At 68.2% G+C, this 1,075-nt stretch carries 2 protein-coding genes; both read left to right on the top strand.

Features of this window, described 5'->3' with window-relative positions; all coding sequences use genetic code 11:
* A partial coding sequence (locus AB0G02_RS41900) for a hypothetical protein (protein ID WP_360806654.1) occupies window positions 1-806 on the top strand: 806 nt, incomplete at its 5' end.
* A 3-nt stretch (window positions 807-809) separates the two neighbouring features.
* Window positions 810-1,075 (top strand): hypothetical protein (locus tag AB0G02_RS41895; protein WP_360806652.1); only part of this gene is annotated, 266 nt, incomplete at its 3' end.

The following is a 1,075-nucleotide window of genomic DNA, read 5'->3' as shown; positions in this document are numbered from 1 at the left end:
CCGCAGCTCCGGTGTCGCTGACCGCCGACCGGCTGCGGACCGCGGTCGCCGACACCTCCACGCGTGCGGTGCTGACGTCCGCCGTCCAGTCCCAGTTGCGGCCCGTCCAGGCGTGGTTGACCCGACTGGCCAAGCTGGAGATGGTGCCGTTCGGACATCTCGTACCCGACGTACGGCTCCTCCCGCAGGAGTCGATCAGGTTCTTCCACAGCGACACCGGGTGGATCGACGCCGCCGTGGACGGGGCGCTGAGCGTCGGTGTCGGGCACGCGCTGGACGCGGACCTCAACGACCTGGCACGGGAGATCCGGGGCGTTTCGCAGTTCGTCTCCGGCGTGATGATCCGCTCCGAACTCGTCCCCGGCTGGCCCCAGACGATCATCACCGCGTTCAGCAAGGGCAAGGAGATCCAGCCGCTGCGGAAGCAGATCCTGGGCGAGGACTTGTTGATCCTGCTGTACACGGACGTTCTGGACCGCTTCACGCTCGCCGAACCGCCGCAGGGCCTGCACTTCGGGCTGAGCGACAACAACACCACGGAGCTGCGCTCCATCATCAGCCCGGTCGGCAAGGCGCTCGGCGACTTCCCCCGGGACGGCAGCGGTTACCAGCAATTCCTGCGTTCGGGGAGGGACGACGTCCTCGACATCCAGAAGCGCCTCGCCCCGGCGCTGGCCGCCGCCCACTCCGTGTCCGAGCTCTCCTCGGCCCAGTTTGCCCTGCAGATGGTCAAGGCCCCGCTGCTGCAGCAGTTCCTCCAGGATCCTTCCGCTAGTTCCGCCCAACCCACCGAAGGGACGCTGTAACCCATGGCCCGAAACGACACCCTCGTGGTGCCCGTCGAGGTCTCCGCGTTCGCGGTGAACCCCCAGGTGCGCGACGGCGACGACACCTACCTCATCCACCGCTGGCCGGCCAGCTTCCTCGCGTTCAGCCGCAACACCCCAGCAGAGCCCTCGCCGTTCGACGGCATGGAGACGTGGCGCGGTGACCCGGAGCACCTCGGCACCTACGTGATGTGGGAGCTGCCAGCCGGGCTGAAGCGAGGCAGGGAGACCGACGACAACATCGGCGA

The sequence above is a fragment of the Actinosynnema sp. NPDC023658 genome (assembly GCF_040639995.1).
Lineage (GTDB): Bacteria > Actinomycetota > Actinomycetes > Mycobacteriales > Pseudonocardiaceae > Actinosynnema.
The sequence above is the reverse complement of the archived record's forward strand: the minus strand, read 5'-3'. Positions and strand labels throughout refer to the sequence as shown.